At 66.0% G+C, this 4,398-nt stretch carries 5 protein-coding genes; 2 read left to right on the top strand and 3 right to left on the bottom strand.

The genetic code is table 11. From position 1 onward, the window contains the following. On the bottom strand, positions 1–676 hold a 676-nt coding region (locus tag AC5JJ6_RS00860), incomplete at its 3' end, for an SDR family oxidoreductase (RefSeq protein WP_496040223.1). Positions 677–716: 40 nt separating this feature from the next. Further along, positions 717–1,511, bottom strand: coding sequence for a phosphodiesterase (locus AC5JJ6_RS00855; protein ID WP_496040222.1), 795 nt, complete (start codon positions 1,509–1,511; stop codon positions 717–719). 112 nt (positions 1,512–1,623) lie between these two features. On the opposite strand from AC5JJ6_RS00855, the gene AC5JJ6_RS00850 reads away from it, so the two are divergent. Together AC5JJ6_RS00850 and AC5JJ6_RS00845 are read left to right on the top strand one after the other, a co-directional pair. Then, positions 1,624–2,430, top strand: a complete 807-nt coding sequence (locus AC5JJ6_RS00850) for a creatininase family protein (RefSeq protein ID WP_496040221.1) — start codon at positions 1,624–1,626, stop codon at positions 2,428–2,430. Positions 2,431–2,786: 356 nt separating this feature from the next. Further along, a complete protein-coding gene (locus AC5JJ6_RS00845) occupies positions 2,787–4,121 on the top strand; it encodes a cytosine deaminase (protein WP_496040220.1) in 1,335 nt (444 codons plus the stop codon). Between the two features lie 31 nt (positions 4,122–4,152). Here the strand turns inward: AC5JJ6_RS00845 and AC5JJ6_RS00840 are convergent. Beyond that, positions 4,153–4,398: hypothetical protein (locus AC5JJ6_RS00840; protein WP_496040219.1), on the bottom strand; the 246-nt coding region annotated here is incomplete at its 5' end.

Here is a 4,398-nt window from a genome sequence, read left to right as displayed (position 1 = left end):
CCAGGATGAAGCGGACGACCTGGCAGATTTCCTCCGGACCGGTCGGTCGCCGAAGCGGGATGTTCTCCCACTGGGCCGCGAAGTGCTCCTCGCTCTGGCGGTCGTTCCTCAGCGTCGGACCCGGACCGATGCCGTTGACCCTGATTCGCGGCGCCAAGGCCAGGGCGAGGGTCTGGGTCAAGGTCCACAAGCCTGCCTTGCTCAGCGTGTAGGAGACGAAATGCGGCGTCAGGTTCCAGACCCGCTGGTCGATGATGTTGACGATGCAGCCGTCTTCATCCGCCGGCAGCTGGCGGGCGAAGGCCTGGGAGAGCACGAGGGGTGCCCGCAGGTTGGTCTCCATGTGGCGGTCCCAGCTCTCCCGGTCCGCATCGTCGATTTCGTCCCGCTCGAACACGCTGGCGTTGTTGACCAAGGCCGTTAACGGACCGAGTTGCTCGACCGCCGCCGGGACCAGCCCCACCGTCTCCGCCTCGATGCCCAGGTTGGCCTGCACCGCTGCGGCACGACCGCCCTGGCGGGTGATTTCCTCCACCACCGCGTCGGCATCGTCCCTGGAGGTGAAGTAATGAACGGCGACGCCCCAGCCCTGGGCCGCGAGGTCCAGCGCGATGGCCTTGCCGATGCGCTTCCCCGCTCCCGTGATCAACACGGATTTTTTTCTGATCTCAACCATGGGGTTAATCTACCCGTGCCCACCGGTCAGGCAAGGGGCTTCAGCGCGTAGAGAGCCACGGATAATCGCCGATCGGCTGGATATGGCTGACGATGCCGGAGCCTTCCCGCCAGAAATGCAGCGCTATTCCCGGCGGTTCCTCCGTCCACAGGCCCTTGGCTTCCGGGTCCAGGTGAAGCGCGAACTGGAACGAGACGGCGGGAGCCGTGCTGGCGAGCGTCCCGTGCCAGCGGACGCAGGTCGGCCGGTGGACATGGCCGCACAGGATCCGTTCGATGGCAGGGTGGCGTTCGACCAGCTCGCCCAGGCGCTCGACTCCGAAGCAGCGGAGCTTGTCCATGAAGCCGATCCCGATCTCGTAGGGCGGGTGGTGCATCAGCAACACCGTCGGACGTCCTGGGGCCTCCGCCAGACGGTCGGCCAGCCAGTCCAGCCGGCGGTGGCAGAGCAGTCCAGGGACTTCGCCCGCAACCAGGGTGTCCAGCGCTATGATCCGGACCGGCAGGTGGTCGATCGTGTACTGGAAGAACGGGCCTTCCGGCGGCACCCAGGGCTGCCCGGCGCAGAACCGCCGCAAGGCTGCGCGGTCGTCGTGGTTGCCGGGGATCGCGCACCAGGGAAGCTCCAGGGGTTCCAGAAGCGGCGCCAGGGCCTCGTACTCGCCCGGCTTCGGTCCATTTACCAGATCGCCGGTGATGACCACCAGGTCCGGAGCGGGCCGAAGCGCGTTGAGCCGGGCGACGGCCGCCGCGAGCGTCGCCCGTGAGTCGACCTTGCCGACGACCAGCGCGCCTTCGGCCGCTACATGCAGATCGCTGATCTGGGCAATGAGCATCGCAACCTTCCCCGTCGTAGCCGTACCGGTGGCATGCTACTTGAAGACGATGATCCTTGAAAGGCGTCCCGAAAGGGTTTCGCTCGGACTATCCAAGGGGAGATGAGGTTTCATGACTGCTTCGCGGAGTCGCTATTGGAAGGACCTGACGACCAAGGATTTCGCGGGAATCGATGCCGAACGCACGATCGCCGTGCTCCCGGTCGGCGCCGTGGAACAGCATGGTCCGCATCTGCCGGTCTGGGTCGACAGTGCCATAAATTGCGGCATCGTCAGCTGCGCCGTACCGCTGATCCCGGACGACCTGTCCGTCCTCGTCCTGCCCATGATGCCCGTCGGCAAGTCGAACGAGCATCAGGCATTCCCCGGAACCCTGTCGCTGTCGGCGGAAACCCTGATCCGGGTCTGGACGGAAATCGGCGAGAGCGTCTTCCGCGCCGGGATCCGCAAGCTTGTTCTGTTCAACAGCCATGGCGGCCAGCCGCAGATCATGGATATCGTAGCCCGCGACCTGCGGGTCCGGCTCAAGATGTTCGTGGTGACGTGCAGCTGGTTCAGCGCCGGCCTGCCCGAGGGACTCTTCCCGCCGTCCGAGGTCGAGCATGGCATCCATGGCGGCGCGATCGAGACGTCGATGATGCTCCATCTGCACCCCGAACTGGTCCGGCAGGCCGAGCGGCGCAGCTTCGACAGCCTCAGCATCGAGATGGCCCAGGAATTCAAGTACCTGACGCCGGAAGGGAAGATCGGCTTCGGCTGGCAGAGCCAGGACCTCAACCTGTTCGGTGTCTGCGGCGATGCGCGGAATGCCGACGCCGCCCGCGGCGCCGCCCTGGTCGGTCATGCGGCCCGCTGTCTTGTCGAACTGCTGGGAGAAGTCGACCGCTTCCCGCTCGACGCCTTGCGCGACCGCGTGTGACGGCGGTTCGATGCCTGAACTTTCGGCATGCACCACAATGACGCCGCTTTTCGATGCAAATGTATCGTCCGTAGGCATGCGATTGCGCGGATAATTTCTGGTATGGTGTTTGCATATTGGATTAATGCGGATTTTGCCGCGAGTGTTCACTTAAGGGGGCGGGGCATTGGTCCCCTCCGCATGGGTCCCGCCCTCCTTTTTCAGGCCGATCTTCCTCGCCGCTCTCCAGTGCGAATCCGCGACGATCGGCCATGGCCGCTCTTGCCGATCAGAGCGATGTGGCGCAGCCTGAGAGACGTTTTCGTAGCGCCGCGACATCTCTCTCTCCTTGGAATTCCAGAACCGGTTGCCTGAAAATGCCCAGCCGCTTCCATGCGACAATCACCGGCGCCTGCCGCGGCGCCAAATTCTGGCTCAAGAAAGCGCTGGTGCCGCTTTGCCTGCTGGAGGATGCCTCGCCGGAGATCAGGGCGGGCGCCGATAACGACGGCCTGGCCTTTGTCGACCTGCGGATCGAGCACGGCCGGATCAGCGCCGTGGTGCCGGGAGGGACCGCCCCCTGTTGCGGTCCGGGCATCAACCTGGACCGGGGGCAGGTCTGGCCATGCCCGGTCGATCTTCACACCCATCTGGACAAGGGGCATATCTGGCCGCGCCGGGAGAACCCGGACGGCACCTTCGCGGGCGCTCTCGATGCGGTCGCGCAGGACCGGGACGCCAACTGGAGCGCCGCGGACGTAACCGCCCGCATGGAGTTCGGCCTGAAATGCGCCTATGCGCACGGCACTTGCGCGGTCCGCACCCATCTCGACTCGGCCGGAAAGCAGGCGGGGATATCCTGGCCCGCCTTCGACCGGATGCGCGAACGCTGGGAAGGCCGGATCGACTTGCAGGCTGTCTGCCTCGTGACGCCGGAAACCTACCTGACCGACGAGGGCGACCGAATCGCCGAACTGGTGGCCCGCCACGGCGGCGTGCTGGGCTGCGTCACCTACATGGTCCCACGGCTGGACGAGGCGCTGGACCGGATCTTCGACCTGGCGGGCAAACACGGCCTGGACGTCGATTTCCATGTCGATGAGACCGGTGACCCCGAGTCCGTTTGCCTGCGCCATATCGCCGAGGCGGCATTGCGCAACCGGTTCGAGCGCCGCATCCTCTGCGGTCACTGCTGTAGCCTGGCGATGCAGGAGCCGGAGCATGCGTCGAGCACCCTGGACCTCGTGGCGAAGGCCGGGATCGCCGTCGTCACGCTGCCGATGTGCAACCTCTATCTTCAGGATCGGGTGCCCGGCCGGACGCCGCGCTGGCGTGGAGTGACCCTGCTCCACGAGATGCGGGCGCGGAACATCCCGGTGGCTGTCGCGTCCGACAATTGCCGCGATCCCTTCTACGGCTACGGCGACCACGACATGGTGGAGGTATACCGGGAAGCCACGCGCATCCTGCACCTCGACCGCCCGTTCGGCGATTGGCCCCGAGCCGCAACGGCGACGCCGGCCGGGATCATGGGGCTGGATGGCGCCGGCCGGGTCGGAGTGGGGCAGACCGCCGACCTCGTGGTCTTCCGCGCCAGGGGCTACAGCGAACTTCTGTCACGGCCCCAATCCGACCGCGTCGTCCTGCGTGCAGGACAACTGCTGGATGCCGAGGTCCCGGATTATCGCGAGCTGGATGAGCTGTTCACGTGAGGCGCAGGGGAGACCGGACGGGGCTGAAGGTTCAACCGGTTTCGTCAAGCCGGCTCTTCGGCTTGCGGCCACGGCGCTGGGGCCTGACGACGAAGCCCAGCCGCCTCTCCAGATCGTCGAAGAACGTCTCGCTGCCGAGTGGACGGCCTATGGTTTCCGCACGCCGAAGCGCCGTCGCCGCTTCATCGGGGAGTTGCCGTTCGAGCAGCGAGACGAAATCGGGCACCCGGTCGAGGACGGGCTGAACCGTCGCCAGTTCGTCGTTCCGCCGCCGCAA

It is taken from the genome of Skermanella sp., from assembly GCF_059503625.1.
The sequence above is the reverse complement of the archived record's forward strand: the minus strand, read 5'-3'. Positions and strand labels throughout refer to the sequence as shown.

Bases quoted from the DNA above. Each gene is read 5' to 3' on its own strand.
- AC5JJ6_RS00850 (WP_496040221.1), top strand. From the start codon at position 1,624: ATGACTGCTTCGCGGAGTCGCTATTGGAAGGACCTGACGACCAAGGAT.
- AC5JJ6_RS00845 (WP_496040220.1), top strand. From the start codon at position 2,787: ATGCCCAGCCGCTTCCATGCGACAATCACCGGCGCCTGCCGCGGCGCC.
- AC5JJ6_RS00855 (WP_496040222.1), bottom strand. From the start codon at position 1,511: ATGCTCATTGCCCAGATCAGCGATCTGCATGTAGCGGCCGAAGGCGCG.